The following is a 16,776-nucleotide window of genomic DNA, read 5'->3' on the forward strand; positions in this document are numbered from 1 at the left end:
GGTTTAAGAATGCCTTTTTTTGGTTTTATTCCTTCTGCAGAACTATTAAATACAATTCAGACTGCACAGAAAAATAAAAACTCGAGTGAACCGCTTTATCCACTGCGTGATAAAACTGCATTAATGATTAATGATGAAATTATTGATGCAATTCTCACGGAACTGGTACGCCGTTTTCCGGCAAGCGAAAAACGCGATACGGCAGAAAAATTGGCGGGCTATATCAAGTCTACTGTGGCAGTGTTACTCAAACAGTTACTGGGTAAAGCACCAAATGAAGTCGTCAAGGAGTCGATCGCTTTCTCTGAACGCAGCCTGTTTAAAGATCCGGAAGGAAATTTCCGTATTGGTGAACCTCTAGATGCCAATCTGGTCACCAATCTAAAACACCATTATGCAGAATTAAAAGCTGGCCAAAGTGTCGATAAACAAAGTCTCAGCAATTTGTACAAACAGTTTGGTGAAGCGACTGTACGTCATTTTATGGTCGACTTTAATAAAACCTTAGATTTAGGCATGATTAAACGCAAGGCTGCTGATATTGGTGCTTCAGCAGTAATCAAGGCGATTAATATTGCAGCAGATAAAATTATCCTGAATTTAAATAAGGATGAATTGCAGGCAATGGCAGAATATCACGACACTTTATTCTTTACTGAATAAAGCCGCATATCTAATCAAAAAATGCAGATTAAGCCTGACTTCGGTCAGGCTTTTTTGTGGCTTAAGAAATAGCTTGTTACAGTTATTGTGAACTAAAATACAAAATGCTGAAAAAACAACCAACCTTTTCCTGTTTTTAAGGGAGTTTATATGACTCCTATTCATCAGAATGTTATCTTTAATATTGCCTCTAATGCCAGAAAATTGAGAAAAGTGAATTGATCTTTTTCATGGCACGATTCAAATGACATAGCCACAAACCTACCAAAAAATTGGAAATCATACCAAGATGTTGAAATCGAATTTTTATAAAAAATTGAAGCAGCTTTCGATCCTTGTCAGTGCATTCGGACTCAGTAGTTTAAGCCTGGCCAACGATTTTCAATATCATCCCTCTTATGCCAGTTTCAAGCAGAATACCATGCAGACCTATGGTCTAAGTGCTCAGCAAGTAGACAGTGCAATGACGGGAGCAAAAAATCTTCCAAATATTATCAATATCATGAATCGTCCAGGTGAAAGTAAGCCATGGTATGCCTATAAGACCAATTTTCTGTCAGAAGGCACGATTCAACGTGGTGTACGTTTCAAGCAGCAATATGCTGCAACACTAAATCGCGCTGAGCAGCAGTTTGGTGTACCACAATCGATCATTCTGGGTATTTTGGGGGTAGAGACCGGTTTTGGCAGCAACAAGGGTTCATTTGTGACCCGCGATGCACTGGCAACTCTTGGCTTTGGTTATGAACGTCGTGCGCAATACTTCCAGGATGAACTGGCGGCATTGATCGCATGGTCATATAAGGATGGTGTGTCAGCATCCTCAATCGTCGGTTCTTATGCGGGTGCTGTGGGCTATCCACAGTTTATGCCAAGTAATATTCCAAAGTATGGGGTCGACTATGATGGTAATGGCCATATCGATCTACGTAATTCTGCGGTAGATGCGATTGGTTCAATTGCCAACTATCTGGCTCAAAATGGCTGGCAACGTGATCAGCCGATTGCCTTCCCTGCCCGTTATAGTGGTTCGAATCCTGATTCTGTCATCGCCAAAGATCTCACACAGCCAACGCCTTATGGAGTAATCAAAACCCAAGGGATCAGTCCGATGAATCCGATTGTTCGTATTGATGATCTTGATATGGTCAATGTTATTCAATTACAAGAAAATTACGGACCGATTTACTATATTACTTTTCCGAATTTTCAAGTGATTACCACGTACAATCGTAGTCGTATGTATGCCACTGCATTGTGGCTTTTAGGTACAGAAATTACGAGCCGATAACAGTAAAAATTACTACATACTATTAAAGTCAAGATTTTTATTAAACAAAATGCCTAAATTTTAGGCATTTTTTACGCATTGTTACAATATTGATTATTTTTTAATCAATCATTGTTTATTTTGCGTACTTTTTTTAACTATTTTAATTAAATACTAGACAGCCAGTTGCCAGCATGAATATTATCCAATTCGTTAAATGTAGTTGCATAAGTTAAATATCAGGCATGTTTATAGGGTTATCAGCTACTTAGGCCCAATCTAATGAAACATGCTGTTAGGAGTTGATTCAATGCATTCTTCTTTTCTGAAGTATTTTATGGCCATCGCCGCGACCGTTACCCTAACGCAATCGCAAGCAGATATGGTTCAGTCATCATCATTCAATAATGATCATGACAATTCGCGTCTTGCAGCGCGTGTATTAAACAAAGAAGCTCAAAGCTTCAATTCAAATTTCACAAATTTGAACAGCCTTTCAATCACTGAGCGTTCTGGCGATAAAGTTCGTCGTCAAACCATTGCAGCAAAAATTGCAATTCCTGCAGAAGAGCCTTCAGTGATTGAGAAACTGAACAATGTTGCTTCAAACACAGTTCGTAAATTCAGTCAGACAGGTACAGCATCTTGGTATGGTCGTCAGTTCCATGGCCGTAAAACTGCCAGTGGTGAAACATTCGATATGAATGCAATGACTGCTGCACACCGTAGCCTGCCATTAAACTGCTTTATCCGCGTGACCAACAAAAACAATGGTAAGAGTGTTGTTGTGAAGGTGAATGACCGTGGTCCATTCCATGGCAACCGTGTTCTAGATTTATCTTACGGTGCTGCTAAACAGCTTGGTATTACCAATGCTGGTACTGCACATGTCAATATTGAGCGTGTAGATGGGCCAAACTCATAAGATTTGACCGCTCTACATTTAACTCAAAAGCCACAGTCATGTGGCTTTTTTATTTGGTGATGTAGAGCAAGCATTCGACTTGCTTTTATCCTTAATACTGTCGATGTTATTCCATTCAGATATAGCTCTTCTCTACTTTACTCACCCACTATCGATTTCATTTTGACCATACCCTCAAACTGTTTTATATTTTAAAAACTGACAGTACGTTCATGGATGGGAGCGATAGAATGAAAACAATATCCGAATGGTTAGATGAATATAGTGAAAGTCATCAAAACAAAACCAACAAACTGATCCATTGGGTCTGCGTGCCTGCCATCTATTTTTCCATTATTGGCATCATGGCACACTTTAGCGCTTTACTGACTGCCCTGCTCCTGGTTCTGGCTTTTGTGTTTTATGCACGTCTAGATATTGTACTGGCTGTAGCAATGGCAGCGCTAACCCTGATGATGGCTTGGTTTATCTGGGTTTTACCTGTAGGTATCGGCTTCTTTATTGCCTTGTTTGTTTTTGCCTGGATTGGGCAATTTTATGGACACAAAGTCGAAGGTAAAAAGCCTTCTTTCTTCAAGGACCTTCAATTCCTTCTCATTGGCCCGTTATGGTGCATGGATGCCTATTTAGGCAAAGTCCTACCTAAATGGAAATCTCGTCAATCTGAGGCAATACAGTGCGCTTAAAGCGTATGTAATATCATTACATTTATAAAACCAAGGAAAATTCCTTTATTGATAGGTTTTTCCTTGGTGTTTTAACCAACCACTGATGTGCTTATTGGATGGATCATGATGGGTCCAATGAATCACCCCACCTTTGTCGCTATATTCATACTCACCAAAAAACTCAACCTGATCCCCTTTTTGAATATTCTGGATGCGTGGCGCCAGATCAATATTGTGCGCAACTAATACAGTTTGACCAGAGGATAATTCCAGAATAAATTTCTGATGACGGAAACCTTCATTATCATCTTTTAATAACACTACCACCTTACCACTCGCCTGAACCTGAAGATCACTTTGTCTGTGCTGGTAAGCTTGCTCTATACGCTGGGTATCATCAGAAAGCTTATGCGTACTTTTTTGAACATGAGTCTGCTCTTGAAGCGCAATTTCTGCTGAAGGTATAAAAGTATTGGTCTGTTGTTTAGATTCTGATAAATCCAGACCTAAATAAGCAGCCACCAAAAGTGCAATGACAGCCCCGATCCCCATATTGGTTTTATTTGCCGTAATTCCTCCTTGATTATTCTTTATTTAGTCATAAAAAAAGCCCCATTCGGGGCTTTTTTCTAATCCGTTACCGAATTATTTTGCAGCAGCCTGAGCAGCAGCAACTTCTTCAGCGAAAGAAAGCTCGGCTTTCTTCTCGATACCTTCACCCACTTCGAAACGAACGAAGTTAGCAACAGTAGTACCAGTCGCTTTAAGAACTTCAGCAACTTTCTTGTCGTTGTCGATTACGTATTGTTGACGCTCAAGAACAACTTCGTTCAGGTATTTCTCAACAGAACCTACAACCATTTTCTCAACGATGTTTGCTGGTTTGCCAGATTCAAGTGCTTTTGCTTCAGCGATTTCTTTTTCTTTCGCAATAAGGTCAGCAGGAACTTGTTCAGCGTTTACAGCAACCGGGTTGAATGCAGCAATGTGCATTGCCAAGCCTTTACCAGTTTCAGCATCACCTGAGTAAGATACAACAACACCGATACGAAGACCGTGTTTGTAAACAGCCAGGTTTTCACCTTCAACAATTTTCGCACGACGTACTTGGATGTTTTCACCGATTTTTTGAACTAGCGCAATACGAGCTTCTTCTACAGTAGCGCCATCTTCAAGTTTAAGCTCAGCGATTTTAGCAGCGTCAGTTTCGTTTGCAGCAAGTGCAGCAGCAGCAACTTTCGCAGAGAAACCAGCAAAGTTTTCGTCTTTAGCAACGAAGTCAGTTTGGCAGTTTACTTCTAGAAGGATTGCTTTGTTGCCTTCTTGAGCAATTGTGATCGCGCCGTCAGCAGCAATGTTACCAGCTTTTTTAGCTGCTTTTGCTTGACCAGATTTACGAAGGTTGTCGATCGCTAATTCGATGTCACCACCAGCTTCTGTCAAAGCTTTTTTACATTCCATCATTGCTAGACCAGTACGATCACGCAGTTCTTTAACCATGCTTGCTGTAACTGCAGTCATGTTTATCTCCTAAATTCGGTAGAAAATGAATTCTTTTTAGAACAGAAACGGCCCAGAGGATTCTCATGGGCCGCCTGCATACATAACGCTTACTTTGCCACCATCACGTGTCGCAAAAATGACAAGCTAGCGTCTAACGCATTAAGCCTCAGAAGCAGGAGCTTCTTCTGCTTTAGCTTGTGCATTTGCTTGTGATTGAGCATATTCTTTACCAGCAAGAATCGCATCAGCCATAGCAGAAGCATAAAGTGTTACTGCACGGATCGCATCGTCGTTACCCGGAATAACGTAGTCTACGTTGTCTGGGTTAGAGTTAGTATCAACGATACCGATTACAGGAATACCAAGGTTTTTAGCTTCTTTAATTGCAATCGCTTCGTGATCAACGTCGATTACAAATAATGCGTCAGGTAAACCACCCATGTTTTTAACGCCGCCTAAAGCACGTTCAAGTTTTTCCATCTCACGGCTACGTTCTAAAGCTTCACGTTTAGTAAGTTTAGCGAAAGTACCGTCTTGAGATTGAGTTTGAAGGTCTTTTAAACGGTTGATAGATTGGCGAAGAGTTTTCCAGTTCGTCAACATACCACCTAACCAACGGTGATCTACGTATGGTTGACCAGCGCGTTGAGCTTGTTCACGGATGATTGCAGAAGCAGCACGTTTAGTACCAACGAACAAAACTTTGTTCTTTTTGCTAGCCAATTGGTTAGCGAAGTTCAAAGCATCATTTAACGCAGGAACAGTGTGCTCAAGGTTGATGATGTGAATTTTGTTACGCGCGCCAAAGATATATTGACGCATTTTTGGGTTCCAGAAACGAGTTTGGTGACCAAAGTGCGCGCCAGCTTGTAGAAGGTCGCGCATGCTTACGTTGTAATCTGCCATTTTCTTTACCTTAAAGTTTGGGTTAGGCCTCCATATATCCGCATTCTCCACCCTTGCGGGCACCCAGAGTAATGTGACGATATATGTGCGGATTTTTAATACACCATTCAATCAGCCTCGCAAATATATTCACGAAAAAGCATTTGATAAAATGGGCGGCTATTTATACCATAGTCACATACAAATTTCCAAAAGTTTTTAGAGATCATGAACACTACTTATCAAGCTCCCCGTCGTTTAATCAAATCCGCAGAAGATATCGAAAAGATGCGTATCGCTGGACGACTGGCTGCAGAAGTGTTGGATATGATCAAACCGCATATCAAACCCGGCGTAACAACACTGGAATTGGATACGATTTGTCATGACTATATTGTAAATGTGCAGAATGCCATTCCTGCATGTTTAGGTTATGGTGCAGCGCCTGGCCGCCCTGCTTTCCAGCATACAATCTGTACATCTGTAAACCATGTGGTCTGTCACGGGATCCCATCTGAAAACAAGATCCTGAAAAAAGGCGATATTTTAAATATTGATGTCACGGTCATCAAAGATGGTTTCCATGGGGATACCAATATGATGTACATCGTGGGTGGTGAAACTTCAATTTTAGCAAACCGTCTATGTAAAGTCGCTCAAGAAGCAATGTATCGTGGTATGGCTGTAGTGAAACCAGGTGCTACCATTGGTGACATCGGCCATGCGATTCAAAAATATGTTGAATCTGAACGTTTTAGCGTTGTTCGTGAATACTGTGGCCATGGCATCGGTACGACTTTCCATGATGAACCACAGGTTCTGCACTATGGTCAGCCAGATACTGGTATGGTGCTTGAAGAAGGTATGACTTTTACGATTGAACCAATGGTAAATGCCGGTGTTTGGCAAACCAAACTACTGGGTGATAAATGGACTGTGGTCACTAAAGACCATAAATTATCGGCTCAATATGAGCATACTCTTTTAGTAACAAAAAATGGCATTGAAGTGCTGACTGCTCGTCCTGAAGAAGATTTGTCACGTTTTAGTGCATAACAACAACACTTCCTCATATAAATGGTCACTTTAAAGTGGCCATTTTTAGTTTATATTTCTCCTATTATTCTCATCCTCAAAGTATATTCTTAGTTCCTGTTTATCTAAACTACCTATCGATGTTCAAGATAAAGTTGTACTGATTCAGCATTTTTTTCGTATATTTTTCCAAATTCTTTTGCCCAATGTGCACCATTTTAGGCTAAGATAATGTGCTTTTTATTTTTTAATCCCTATAAGAAGGAATACTGCCGTGGACGTACGTCTCTCTGATCGTGTGAATGCCATCAAACCGTCCCCTACGCTTGCTGTGACAAACAAGGCTGCTGAATTGAAAGCTGCTGGTCACAACGTTATTGGTTTGGGCGCAGGTGAGCCAGATTTTGATACCCCTCAACACATCAAAGATGCAGCAATTGCAGCAATTAACAACGGTTTCACCAAATACACCGCTGTTGATGGTACGCCAGGTCTTAAAAAAGCAATTATTGCTAAATTAAAACGTGACAATAACCTTGACTATCAAGCGAACCAAATCCTGGTTTCCTGTGGTGGTAAACAGTCTTTCTTTAACTTGGCACTTGCTTTGTTAAACAAAGGTGATGAAGTGATCATCCCTGCTCCATTCTGGGTAAGCTATCCAGACATGGTGATCATTGCTGAAGGTACACCAGTAATCGTGAAATGTGGTGAAGAACAACGTTTCAAAATTACTCCTGAGCAATTAGAAGCTGCGATCACTGACAAAACCCGTTTAGTGGTATTAAACAGCCCTTCTAACCCGACTGGCATGATCTACACTAAAGCTGAATTAGAAGCTTTAGCTGCAGTACTTCGTAAATACCCAGAAGTATTCATCGCATCTGATGACATGTACGAACCAATCCGCTGGGAAGATGAATTCTACAACATCGCAACTGTTGCGCCTGACCTTTACGACCGCACTATCGTATTAAACGGTGTGTCTAAAGCCTATGCAATGACAGGCTGGCGTATCGGCTATGCAGCAGGTCCTGCTAAACTGATCGGTGCGATGAAAAAAATCCAGTCTCAATCAACTTCTAACCCAACTTCTATTTCACAAGTTGCTGCAGAAGCTGCATTGAATGGTCCTCAAGACGTTCTTGTACCAATGGTTGAAGCGTTCAAACGTCGTCATGACCTAGTTGTAAATGGCTTGAATGACATTAAAGGTATTTCTTGCCTTCCTGCTGACGGTGCATTCTATGCATATGCAAACATCAAACCATTGATTCGTGCGAAAGGTCTGAACTCTTGCACAGAATTTTCTGCTTGGTTACTGGAAGAAACTGGCGTTGCAGTCGTTCCTGGTGATGCATTCGGTCTAGGTGGTTTCATGCGTATCTCTTACGCAACTGCTGACGAAGTATTAGTTGATGCACTTGCACGTATCAAAAAAGCTGCTGATTCTATCGAAGGCGTTGATGAGGCGATTGCTTCGATCGAAGCTGAAAAAGCTGCGAAATAATCTAATTGATTAGATAAAAAAACCCGCGATCATCGCGGGTTTTTTTATGCAGTTTGTAAATGCTTACGGTATTTAAGTGCCAAACAAAGCAAACACATCAATGCCGCAAAGGTATAGGAAATAGCCAGCATCCACCAGAAACCACTTATTCCCGAGACATTCAGATTGAGATTGAAGAGCGATACTGGATGATAAGCCAAATACCAGCCTCCGCTCAATCCACCTAATAGCAGTACTCCACTAAAAATAAACATGGGCAAGACCACCACTTTCCAGCAGCGCAGCATATTAACGCTAATCACCAGAATCGCATCAAAAATATGCATCCAGCACAATAAGAACATCAATGCCAGACTCACCGTAAGCACATCCGTATGATCACTAAACAGCGCCACAATCGGTTTCTGAAAAATTGCGATCAAGACCGCCAGAACAACTGCGCTTGCAACCACCACACGTAACGCTTTAAAAGTTAAAGCCCAGGCAGATTGCACTTGATTTGCACCAATCCTAGTAGAGACCAGAATGCTAAAGTCAGAGCTCATCGAAAATGGGACCATAAACAGCAGGCCAGCCAAACCCCTCGCTACTTGATGCGCATTCACCATTATCTCCCCCAAAGGCAAGATCAATAATGCAATCGCACTAATTGTAAAGACATCAATAAATACAACAATTGCTGAGGGTAAGCCGATTCTTAAAATTTTTAGCAAAGTCTTAAAATGGAAAAATTGTCCGGACCAGTGCACACGCAACTGCTTTTCCAGAAATATCAGGTAATAGACCACTAATAGTGCCCATTGAACAGTCAGATGAGCAATAAAAGCTCCCTCAACCCCATAGGCGGGCACATAACCCTGAATCCCAAAAATCAGGCAATAAGCCAAACTCACTTTGAATATCAGATAAAAAATATTGGCATAGAACACACGCTTCGCCTGACCACAGGCTTGCGTCAAAATATATAGAATACGCACTAACAAATGTGCTGGAAGCGTCCAAGCCAGTAACCATAAACAAGGTTGAATCAAAGCCTGTAATGCACTATCTGCTTTTAATAAATGCAGCAATGGATCCGCATGAGTCAATAACCATCCTGCAAAGACAGACAGGACACCGACAATAAGGATGCTCTGTTTCAGAATTTTTTGAATATCATCAAAAGCACGTCGCCCATATGCTTCAGCAAGTTCCTGCATCATACCCTGCAAGATCCCCGTCCCCGAAACAAATAATAAAGAATAAATAGATAAACACACAGCCATAGCAGCCACATGTTGCGGTGAGTAATGAGACAGGAAAATCATGTCAAATATTCCGGCCAACATTATGATGCTATTACTCAAAAAAATAGGCACCCAAAGATGCAAAAACTGTTTCATTGCAAAATCACTCTATTCTTAATTTTTTTTCTCGGGTTTTATTTTTAAACTGAATTATTTAAAACTGAGATATACAGTGGAAATCACATACAATCCTTGTGCCATAAATCTTTATATTTATTGATTTTTATAAAAAAGTTCAGTCTCTATCTTCAGTTCGCTTATAGAAAATAATAATTTTTTAAGCTCAGAAATTATGAGTTTTTCATTCTAATGTTTAACAATTTAATAAAAAGAAAGAATGATCACAACATGAAAAGTAGAACGCTATTTGAAATACGAACCTACTAATCACTATTTTCATCAGATAAAATCACCAGACTTGCTCTTCCTTTATCTGATTATATTTATTTCAGGAATCAGGTTGCTGAAACATGGCAATGACCTCAGCTTCTGTCATTTTTTTGGTTTGATTGTTAAATGAATGAAATGCTGGCTGATGATCTATATAAATTTCTAAATTGAAATCCAGATCCTCTGGCAGTTGCTCCAAAGTAAATACATTAATATTGGCAAAGGAATGATCTTTGGTCCGCCAGAAAATAAAAGTACCACAGGCATTGCAAAAACCACGCTCTGCCCATTCAGAAGTACTTGCAACAGATAAATGCTGCTGATCAATAAAGTGAATATTTTCTATATCAATCGACATGAGAGGCCCACTTGTGTGGCGGCGGCACATGGAACAATGACAGGCGGCCACTTCATAATTTCTAAGCTGAACTTCAAATCGAGTCGCACCGCATAAACATCTCGCTTTCATGATTATTCTTCCTCGGTATTATTATTTTTAATCATTTTACCGGATTCATTATAAGTAAAAGGCTTTGTACATTTCCTCATACAATTTTTTATTGCTGATCGAAGCACCATCTGCCTAAACTTGTCATTCAAATCCAGTATTTAAAATAATAAGGACAAGCTATGGATCTCAAGAATCTTTCAGGTTTGCAGATTATGCAAGAGATGCTTAAGGGCAACCTACCTATGCCTTCTATGGCAACCACTATTCCCATGTCTGCAAGCGAAGTCGAACCGGGACACGTGACCTTTGTTGTAAAAGCAGATGAACGCCATCTGAATCCTATGGGAGGTATACATGGCGGTTTTGCTGCAACTGTTTTAGATACGGTAACAGGCTGCGCGATTCATACTTTACTTGAAGCCGGTGTCGGTTATGGCACAATTGATCTGAATGTAAAAATGTGCCGTCCAATTCCTCACAACCAAGAACTAAAAGCAATCGGAAAATCAATTAATCTCAGTAAAAATCTAGGCATTTCTGAGGGTCAAATTCTGGATGACGAAGGCCGTATTTATGCCCATGCCACAGCAACCTGCATGATTTTTCGCAATTCCGACCATTAACGTGTTTAAGGCTTAAAGTACGCCCCATTTCCCTTGCGGTGCTTTTACCAGTTTCGGCTGGGTCAATGCCCGATATTCGAAATAATGCTTAGAAACATTTGCTACACTCAGTACCTGAGTTTCTTTAGCAGAAGCTTGCCACACTTTAGACTGGTTCGATCCGGTCAGAAGATTACCAGCAAGCGCATAAATATAAAGATCTTTTTTCTGAGCTTCAGGCATGTTCAGAAAAATCTCAAAACTAAATTGGCGTTCTTTTTCGACCAGCCACTTTTCTGCAAACCATAGTTGCAACAAGTCACCCAGATATAACTGTTTAGTCGCTAAGGGCCATAAACGGATTTCTGCACCAGCCACAGGGGTAAAGTATTGAGCAGAATCTTGAATAATTTCGAGATAATGATCTTGATAAAAAGACAGTTGAGAGAAAATTTGAGGGATAGTGAGCGTATTCATTCGCTTTCTCCGGTTTAGCCATTTTTGTGCTGGCAAGTAGGTTTAAATCCACACTGTTTGACCATTTGGTCAAACGACTTTATGTTTTCAATCTAGCAAGTGAAATTTGTTCTGACAAGCATTTTTTAAGAAATTAATGCAATCGTTTAAATTAAAATCAGATAAGCGCAATTTGTAATAAATATGACAGTTTTTGCTTGACCCTTGATAAAATCTCTCTATAATCGCATTCAGATTCTCCCATAGCTCAGTCGGTAGAGCGACGGACTGTTAATCCGCAGGTCCCTGGTTCGAGCCCAGGTGGGAGAGCCAAATTCAAGAAAGCCCGCAGCATTAAAGCGGGCTTTTTTATTGCCTGAAATTTCATTTATAAAATGATTCGATTCTTCTTTTCTCTTATATATTCTTACTCTGCCCTTTTATTTACCTAGTTAGATTGGCTTATATTTTCATTTAATCAAATGTGTTTATACATACTTATTTTTAGTTAATAACAACGTTTACTATCTTGCATGATGCTAATTTCTCCACTCTTACTGTAAGAAACATCAGATTAAATTTTATATCGCTTAGGCTATTTTAAATTCTTTTAATAAATAAGTTAGTTACAGATTCTTTATAGTTATAAAAAAATCCCCCAATTTGGAGGATCTTCTTTGATGTCTTAATAAAGTAGCTTCTTAAGCTGCTTTTGTTGGCACACCACTATGGAAACGGAACATTTCATCTGGACTGAGAATCAGATTCTTTTCTACTTCCCGGATATGCTTAATTCGACTTTGAATATCTTCTTGCGGATTTTTCAATTTTGCAGTTTTAGCCACATCCAAAGCTAAGGCCAAGTAGTCCTCAAAATGGCGAGATTCAGATTTGAGCAAGTAACGGTAATAGCGTCCTAACTCGTCATCCACCAGCGGAGCAAGCGCATAGAAACGCTCACAAGAGCGTGCTTCTACAAAAGCACCAATCACCAGCACATCAATTAATGCTTCTGGTTCATAGGTCCGGATTTCCTTACGCAAACCACCCGCATAACGCCCTGCACTGAGACCAATCCATTGCTGGCCACGCTTATTCATGAATTCCAGCACCTGTTCATAGTGCAGCATTTCTTCACGTACCAGTTGCGCCAGTTTCACCTGTAAATCTACAAAGAAGCTATAGCGGAACATCAGGTTCATTGCTGTACTGGCTGCTTTCTTCTCACAGTTAGCATGATCCTGCATCAGGATCTCCAGATTCTGTAATGCCTCATCGAGCCAGGCTTTTGGTGTTTCACAACCCAGGAAGCCAATGACAGGCTTCATCAGTTCATCATAATCAATATTTGACATATGTTTCTTGCAATCTTAACGCGCAGCTTTAATTGCAGCCTTCATTTGTTGAACCGCTTGCGCTAAACCAACAAAAACTGCATCTGCAATAATCGAGTGACCAATATTTAATTCATGAATTTGAGGAATTGCAGCAATTGGAGTGACATTATCCATATTCAGACCATGACCTGCATTCACCACCAGACCTTTAGAAGCAGCATATTCAGCGCCTTTCACAATGCGTTCAAGTTCCGCTTGTTGCGCTTCTGGAGTTTCTGCATCGGCATAGGCGCCTGTGTGAATCTCAATCGTCGGCGCACCACACGCGACCGCAGCATCAATCTGGGCAAAGTCAGCATCAATAAATAGTGACACATCACAGCCAATCGCAGTCAGTTCTTGAGTGGCTTTTTTCACATCTTCAAAATGACCAACCACATCCAGACCGCCTTCAGTAGTGACTTCCTGACGTTTTTCAGGCACAAAACAGACATGATGCGGCTGAATTTCTTTAGCAAAAGCCACCATTTCATCAGTCACAGCCATTTCCAGATTCATATGCGTGGTCAATACCGGACGCATACGACGTACATCATCATCCTGGATATGACGACGGTCTTCACGTAAATGCAAGGTAATGCCCTCTGCACCCGCCTGTTCGCAGATCAATGCAGCATTGACTGGGTCTGGGTACGTCGTACCACGTGCTTGTCTTAAAGTTGCGACATGGTCAATATTGACACCAAGTAATGCAGCCATAATATTTTCCTAACTACGATTGAGATTGAGAATTTTGGATCCACAACTGTCGACTTTTCAGTGGTCGGTCACCAAGCAAAGCAGTGATCACCTGTCGATATAGCTTCGTCAGTAATTGTAACTGTTCTGGATTAAAATCCCTACCCTTTTCATAGTGCTGCATTGTTAAAATCTGCTGGCCCGACATGGTTGAGCGCAAGGCCTTGGCCGAAGGCATAAAACCTTCATTCAACTGAAAATAGTAATGTTGCAAGGGATTGATTGGTGCCTGATTGGCATCAACCGAAAAATCCAGTTCATAGCCCAGTTCTTCTAATAAGATATGTTCAAACTGACGCAGAACCTGTTTTAAATAAGTATTGGGATTTTCCTGATCGGAGAGTTTTTGCAAGGCATTCAACGTTTCGCCATATTTGGCAAAGGTCAGCGGCATTTGCACTTCAAGCGGACATAAACGCAACAGGATTTCATTTAGATAAAAGCCAGAAAAGAAGGCATCGCCAAAAAAAAAGATCGGCTGATTAACAATTTCTAATTTGGTGAAGTTTTTGAGTTCAGATTTGCCAGAGGCTAGCAAGCTGATGGGTTGATATTGTGGTGGAGGATTTTGTCTCAGTATCCCGTCAATACGGCCATATTCCTGGGTAAATAAATGCACAATATGACTGCGATCGCGATATTTACGATGATGAATCAAGTATCCATGCAGCACTTCATTACGCATAGGCTACTTCTTTAGTCTTTATTCTTTTTTGATTTTTTCTCGTCTTCTTCGTCATCCCCATCGGGAATGGCGGCACCCACAACAGCCGCGGTCCCTTTGACCGCGTACTTTGTGGTTTTATAGGCAACTTTGGCAGGAACGGTCACTACTTTATGAATACAGCCCTGCAAAAATAAAACACATGCAATGACTACCAGAAATTTCATCATGATCCGTTCCTATCCAATTTAAATGTCGCTATAACCTAGACTTTTCAGGGCTCGCTCATCATCAGACCAGCCGCCTTTGACTTTCACCCAAAGCGTTAGCATGATTTTCTGTTCGAACATCTTTTCCATATCGACACGTGCATCCATACCGATTTTTTTCAGCTTGGAGCCTTTTTCACCAATCACAATGGCTTTTTGGCCAGCACGATCAACGAAAATGGTGGCATCAATATAAGTACATGCCGGCTTCATACGACCTGTTTTTTCGTTCAGGGTCGGCTCTTCAGTTTTGAAAGATTCAATCTGAACAGTTAAATCGTATGGCAGTTCTTCGCCTAACTGACGCATGATCTTTTCACGGATAATTTCAGAGGCCAGGAAACGCTCTGAACGATCGGTAAGCTGATCTAATGAATACAGTGGTGGCTGGAATGGCAGGTACTTGGCAATCGTATCGCGTAAGTGTTCGAGATTTGCACCACGAAGTGCAGATACCGGTACGATTTCAGCAAAGTTCATCAGTTTAGCACGTTCACGAATCAGCGGTAAGGCCTCATTCTTGTTCTCAAACGTGTCCAGCTTGTTAATCACCAGAATTACTGGCATATCCGCATTTTTTAATTTCTCCAGAACAAGCTCGTCGTTCTGGGTCCATTTCTGTGCGTCAACTACAAACAGTACCAGGTTCACGTCACGCAGTGCAGAGTGCGCAGCTCGGTTCATCATTTTATTGATGGCACGCACTTCTTTCTTATGCATCCCCGGTGTATCAACAAATACTGCCTGAGATTTTTCACGTGAATCAATCCCTACAATTTTATGACGTGTGGTTTGTGGCTTACGTGAAGTAATCGAAAGTTTCTGGCCCAGTAAGTGGTTCATCAAGGTCGATTTACCTACGTTTGGACGTCCGACAATCGCCACGAAACCGCTACGATAATCAGAAGGAATTTCAGTACCCTGTGCACTGAAAAATTGACTAATCAAGTCATTGCTGTCGCTTTGCGACTCGTGATCAGCATCAATGTGATCGGAATGAGTAGTCATTAAGACTTATGCTCCAAATGTTTTAAAATATCTGCCGCAACCGCCTGTTCAGCGAATCGTCGGCTTGAACCTTCACCGGCCATGACCGGTAAGCCTTCTACCTGGCATTCCACTTTGAAATGCTGGTTCGGGGCATCACCCTGAATATCTACAACCTCGTAAACTGGGAGAGGTTTTTTACGTGCTTGTAAATATTCCTGTAGGCGTGATTTAGGGTCTTTCAGCTGGTCAGTTGGTTCTATATTGTCTAAATACGGTTCGTACCATTTTAGCACAATCGCCTGTAGTACAGTGAGATCACCGCAATCCACATAGATCGCACCAATAATGGCTTCGACCGTATCCGCAAGTATAGACTCACGATGATGACCACCCGATTTCAGCTCACCCGTACTGAGAATCAGGTTCTGACTCAATTTTAGATCATTAGCAATTTTCCCTAACGCTTCCTGTCGGACAAGAGTCGCACGCATACGCGTCAGACGGCCCTCGTTTTCCTGCGGGTAAGCAGTAAAGAGATAATTGGCTATGATCATCCCTAAAAGAGAATCGCCTAGAAATTCTAGGCGTTCATAGTTGTGTTTATGACTGACTGAACGATGGGTCAATGCCAGTTTTAACAGATCAGCTTGTTTAAACTGATAACCGATCCGTTTGGCAAGACGCTCATCATTTAGTTTTGACTGTGCTTTGATCAAAATCTTTCTCAAACTTCATCACTAAATCTATATTCAATATAAAATTCTTGCGAATTTCATAATTCTTGTGCACCTGTAAACCATCAGTGTTGGTTACCTTGGCAATTTCATCAAATTTCAGATCGCGAATATTGTTCATTTCTAAACGCTGACCCATCTGTTGACGAAATTTTTCTGGTGCAATATTTGCCGGAGAACTCTTTAAAAGTTCCTCAATCTGATTGTCCACCATACGATCATCAAAGTATGGCCCCCAAACTGCAATCGCCACTTTGGCAAGAAAAGCAAACCCCATGATTGCAAATAAAATTCCAATATACGAAGCACCTTGTTGATGTTTCATTTTTTATTTTCCTGA

20 protein-coding genes and 1 tRNA gene are annotated in these 16,776 nt (G+C 41.0%); 8 read left to right on the forward strand and 13 right to left on the reverse strand.

The window, feature by feature from the left end; translation table 11 throughout:
* Positions 1–9: 9 nt before the first annotated feature.
* From B3143_RS11330 to B3143_RS11345, 4 genes are all read left to right on the forward strand, one after another.
* The gene (locus B3143_RS11330) at positions 10–663 is read left to right on the forward strand and encodes a hypothetical protein (protein WP_004784477.1); all 654 of its coding nucleotides are present in this window, start codon (positions 10–12) and stop codon (positions 661–663) included.
* Positions 664–952: 289 nt separating this feature from the next.
* The gene (mltB, locus tag B3143_RS11335) at positions 953–1,954 is read left to right on the forward strand and encodes a lytic murein transglycosylase B (RefSeq protein WP_125279353.1); all 1,002 of its coding nucleotides are present in this window, start codon (positions 953–955) and stop codon (positions 1,952–1,954) included.
* Positions 1,955–2,243: 289 nt separating this feature from the next.
* Positions 2,244–2,858 (forward strand): septal ring lytic transglycosylase RlpA family protein, encoded by a 615-nt coding sequence (locus B3143_RS11340; RefSeq protein WP_004784482.1) that lies wholly within the window; start codon positions 2,244–2,246, stop codon positions 2,856–2,858.
* Between the two features lie 230 nt (positions 2,859–3,088).
* On the forward strand, positions 3,089–3,544 hold the full coding sequence (locus tag B3143_RS11345) for a DUF962 domain-containing protein (protein ID WP_004784483.1): 456 nt from the start codon (positions 3,089–3,091) through the stop codon (positions 3,542–3,544).
* A 45-nt stretch (positions 3,545–3,589) separates the two neighbouring features.
* Here the strand turns inward: B3143_RS11345 and B3143_RS11350 are convergent, their stop codons facing one another.
* From B3143_RS11350 to rpsB, 3 genes are all read right to left on the reverse strand, one after another.
* On the reverse strand, positions 3,590–4,078 hold the full coding sequence (locus tag B3143_RS11350; RefSeq protein WP_286740618.1) for a DUF3465 domain-containing protein: 489 nt from the start codon (positions 4,076–4,078) through the stop codon (positions 3,590–3,592).
* 93 nt (positions 4,079–4,171) lie between these two features.
* A complete protein-coding gene (tsf, locus tag B3143_RS11355; RefSeq protein WP_004784491.1) occupies positions 4,172–5,047 on the reverse strand; it encodes a translation elongation factor Ts in 876 nt (291 codons plus the stop codon).
* A gap of 141 nt (positions 5,048–5,188) precedes the next feature.
* On the reverse strand, positions 5,189–5,935 hold the full coding sequence (rpsB, locus tag B3143_RS11360; protein WP_004784492.1) for a 30S ribosomal protein S2: 747 nt from the start codon (positions 5,933–5,935) through the stop codon (positions 5,189–5,191).
* Positions 5,936–6,142: 207 nt separating this feature from the next.
* Here rpsB and map point away from each other — a divergent pair, with 207 nt between their 5' ends.
* Both map and B3143_RS11370 read left to right on the forward strand, forming a co-directional pair.
* On the forward strand, positions 6,143–6,970 hold the full coding sequence (map, locus tag B3143_RS11365) for a type I methionyl aminopeptidase (protein ID WP_004784494.1): 828 nt from the start codon (positions 6,143–6,145) through the stop codon (positions 6,968–6,970).
* 253 nt (positions 6,971–7,223) lie between these two features.
* Entirely contained in the window at positions 7,224–8,459 is a 1,236-nt protein-coding gene (locus B3143_RS11370) for a pyridoxal phosphate-dependent aminotransferase (protein WP_005236666.1), read from the forward strand.
* A 44-nt stretch (positions 8,460–8,503) separates the two neighbouring features.
* Here B3143_RS11370 and B3143_RS11375 read toward each other — a convergent pair whose 3' ends face one another.
* Complete coding sequence (locus tag B3143_RS11375; protein WP_267460443.1) at positions 8,504–9,766, reverse strand: MATE family efflux transporter; 1,263 nt, start codon at positions 9,764–9,766, stop codon at positions 8,504–8,506.
* A 427-nt stretch (positions 9,767–10,193) separates the two neighbouring features.
* Entirely contained in the window at positions 10,194–10,604 is a 411-nt protein-coding gene (locus tag B3143_RS11380; RefSeq protein ID WP_004784500.1) for a GFA family protein, read from the reverse strand.
* A gap of 161 nt (positions 10,605–10,765) precedes the next feature.
* On the opposite strand from B3143_RS11380, the gene B3143_RS11385 reads away from it, so the two are divergent.
* On the forward strand, positions 10,766–11,209 hold the full coding sequence (locus tag B3143_RS11385; protein ID WP_004784501.1) for a PaaI family thioesterase: 444 nt from the start codon (positions 10,766–10,768) through the stop codon (positions 11,207–11,209).
* 12 nt (positions 11,210–11,221) lie between these two features.
* On the opposite strand, the gene B3143_RS11390 is transcribed toward B3143_RS11385, so the two are convergent.
* Positions 11,222–11,665, reverse strand: coding sequence for a hypothetical protein (locus tag B3143_RS11390; RefSeq protein ID WP_004784504.1), 444 nt, complete (start codon positions 11,663–11,665; stop codon positions 11,222–11,224).
* Between the two features lie 236 nt (positions 11,666–11,901).
* Here B3143_RS11390 and B3143_RS11395 point away from each other — a divergent pair.
* Positions 11,902–11,977, forward strand: a tRNA-Asn gene (locus tag B3143_RS11395).
* Positions 11,978–12,345: 368 nt separating this feature from the next.
* On the opposite strand, the gene B3143_RS11400 is transcribed toward B3143_RS11395, so the two are convergent.
* From B3143_RS11400 to B3143_RS11430, 7 genes are read right to left on the reverse strand one after another with little or no spacing between them, the layout of a single operon-like run.
* Positions 12,346–12,999: a tRNA-(ms[2]io[6]A)-hydroxylase gene (locus B3143_RS11400; RefSeq protein WP_004784505.1), complete on the reverse strand. Its 654-nt coding sequence runs from the start codon at positions 12,997–12,999 to the stop codon at positions 12,346–12,348.
* Between the two features lie 15 nt (positions 13,000–13,014).
* Entirely contained in the window at positions 13,015–13,740 is a 726-nt protein-coding gene (gene pdxJ, locus B3143_RS11405; protein WP_004784507.1) for a pyridoxine 5'-phosphate synthase, read from the reverse strand.
* Between the two features lie 13 nt (positions 13,741–13,753).
* Positions 13,754–14,464 (reverse strand): DNA repair protein RecO, encoded by a 711-nt coding sequence (gene recO / locus B3143_RS11410; protein WP_004784509.1) that lies wholly within the window; start codon positions 14,462–14,464, stop codon positions 13,754–13,756.
* Positions 14,465–14,475: 11 nt separating this feature from the next.
* Positions 14,476–14,673 carry an NF038104 family lipoprotein gene (locus B3143_RS11415; protein ID WP_004784512.1) on the reverse strand — a complete coding sequence of 66 codons (198 nt, stop codon included), beginning with the start codon at positions 14,671–14,673 and terminating at the stop codon, positions 14,476–14,478.
* Positions 14,674–14,691: 18 nt separating this feature from the next.
* Complete coding sequence (era, locus tag B3143_RS11420) at positions 14,692–15,720, reverse strand: GTPase Era (protein WP_004784513.1); 1,029 nt, start codon at positions 15,718–15,720, stop codon at positions 14,692–14,694.
* On the reverse strand, positions 15,720–16,418 hold the full coding sequence (gene rnc, locus B3143_RS11425; protein WP_004784515.1) for a ribonuclease III: 699 nt from the start codon (positions 16,416–16,418) through the stop codon (positions 15,720–15,722). The genes era and rnc overlap by 1 nt, the downstream gene beginning before the upstream one ends.
* Positions 16,390–16,761: a DUF4845 domain-containing protein gene (locus B3143_RS11430; protein ID WP_004784516.1), complete on the reverse strand. Its 372-nt coding sequence runs from the start codon at positions 16,759–16,761 to the stop codon at positions 16,390–16,392. Before B3143_RS11430 ends, rnc begins: the two co-directional genes overlap by 29 nt.
* Positions 16,762–16,776 lie beyond the last annotated feature (15 nt).

The sequence above is a fragment of the Acinetobacter sp. UBA1496 genome (assembly GCF_002324975.1).
Lineage (GTDB): Bacteria > Pseudomonadota > Gammaproteobacteria > Pseudomonadales > Moraxellaceae > Acinetobacter > Acinetobacter variabilis.

Coding starts and splice junctions, on each gene's coding strand:
- B3143_RS11400 (WP_004784505.1), bottom strand. CDS start 12,999: ATGTCAAATATTGATTATGATGAACTGATGAAGCCTGTCATTGGCTTC.
- B3143_RS11330 (WP_004784477.1), top strand. CDS start 10: ATGCCTTTTTTTGGTTTTATTCCTTCTGCAGAACTATTAAATACAATT.
- recO (WP_004784509.1), bottom strand. CDS start 14,464: ATGCGTAATGAAGTGCTGCATGGATACTTGATTCATCATCGTAAATAT.
- B3143_RS11350 (WP_286740618.1), bottom strand. CDS start 4,078: ATGGGGATCGGGGCTGTCATTGCACTTTTGGTGGCTGCTTATTTAGGT.
- B3143_RS11380 (WP_004784500.1), bottom strand. CDS start 10,604: ATGAAAGCGAGATGTTTATGCGGTGCGACTCGATTTGAAGTTCAGCTT.
- era (WP_004784513.1), bottom strand. CDS start 15,720: ATGACTACTCATTCCGATCACATTGATGCTGATCACGAGTCGCAAAGC.
- B3143_RS11340 (WP_004784482.1), top strand. CDS start 2,244: ATGCATTCTTCTTTTCTGAAGTATTTTATGGCCATCGCCGCGACCGTT.
- B3143_RS11345 (WP_004784483.1), top strand. CDS start 3,089: ATGAAAACAATATCCGAATGGTTAGATGAATATAGTGAAAGTCATCAA.
- B3143_RS11385 (WP_004784501.1), top strand. CDS start 10,766: ATGGATCTCAAGAATCTTTCAGGTTTGCAGATTATGCAAGAGATGCTT.
- tsf (WP_004784491.1), bottom strand. CDS start 5,047: ATGACTGCAGTTACAGCAAGCATGGTTAAAGAACTGCGTGATCGTACT.
- pdxJ (WP_004784507.1), bottom strand. CDS start 13,740: ATGGCTGCATTACTTGGTGTCAATATTGACCATGTCGCAACTTTAAGA.
- map (WP_004784494.1), top strand. CDS start 6,143: ATGAACACTACTTATCAAGCTCCCCGTCGTTTAATCAAATCCGCAGAA.
- B3143_RS11415 (WP_004784512.1), bottom strand. CDS start 14,673: ATGATGAAATTTCTGGTAGTCATTGCATGTGTTTTATTTTTGCAGGGC.
- mltB (WP_125279353.1), top strand. CDS start 953: ATGTTGAAATCGAATTTTTATAAAAAATTGAAGCAGCTTTCGATCCTT.
- B3143_RS11430 (WP_004784516.1), bottom strand. CDS start 16,761: ATGAAACATCAACAAGGTGCTTCGTATATTGGAATTTTATTTGCAATC.
- rpsB (WP_004784492.1), bottom strand. CDS start 5,935: ATGGCAGATTACAACGTAAGCATGCGCGACCTTCTACAAGCTGGCGCG.
- B3143_RS11375 (WP_267460443.1), bottom strand. CDS start 9,766: ATGATTTTCCTGTCTCATTACTCACCGCAACATGTGGCTGCTATGGCT.
- B3143_RS11390 (WP_004784504.1), bottom strand. CDS start 11,665: ATGAATACGCTCACTATCCCTCAAATTTTCTCTCAACTGTCTTTTTAT.